The sequence below is a fragment of the Streptomyces sp. NRRL F-2664 genome (assembly GCF_000719345.1).
GTDB lineage: Bacteria > Actinomycetota > Actinomycetes > Streptomycetales > Streptomycetaceae > Streptomyces.
Genome location: NZ_JOFX01000293.1, coordinates 1 through 671 on the forward strand (window position 1 = coordinate 1; position 671 = coordinate 671).

A 671-nucleotide genomic window follows, 5' to 3' on the forward strand; every position below is an offset into this window, starting at 1 on the left:
CTAGTGCGTTGGCCACGAACGTTCGCCGGGGCGGGTGACACGCCGGTCGATGTTCGGGGTGCCAGGGTCTGTCGGCCTCACTCTCGATGACAACGTGATTGCTGTTGAGAGTGAGGCCATCGATGGCAGAGCCGGTCCGAGCACGGCGGTTGACTGATCAAGAGGGGCAAAGACTCCAGCAGATCGTCCGGCGGGGCCGCCATGAGTCCGTGCGGGTTCGTCGTGCACTGATCATCATGGCGTCGGCGTCGGGCACCCCGGTAACGGCGATCGCCCGGTTGGTCGCCGCGCACGAGGACACCGTCCGGGACGTCATCCATTGCGTTCAACGAGAAGGGCCTGGCCGCGCTGGACCCTCAGTGGGCGGGAGGCCGTCCCCGCCTGATCGGCGATGACGAACGCGAGTTCATCATCGCGACGGCCAAGACCCGCCCAGTGACGCTGGGACGCCCGTTCACGCACTGGAGTCTTCGCAAGCCCAGCGACTACCTGGCCCGCAACCGGATCCGGACGGTGAAGACCGGCCGGGAACGGCTCCGGCAGATCCTGCGCGAGCACGGGATCTCCTTCCAGCGAACCCGCACCTGGAAGGAGTCCAAAGATCCCGACAAGGACGCCAAACTCGACCGTATCGAGCACGTGACCAGCCATTTCCCGGACCGGTGCTTCGC

The 671-nt window shown here is 66.0% G+C and carries 1 pseudogene; it reads left to right on the forward strand.

Going from position 1 to position 671, the window contains the following annotated elements:
• Window positions 1-122: 122 nt before the first annotated feature.
• A pseudogene (locus tag IF89_RS39480) lies at window positions 123-671 on the forward strand (helix-turn-helix domain-containing protein); the annotation flags it as partial.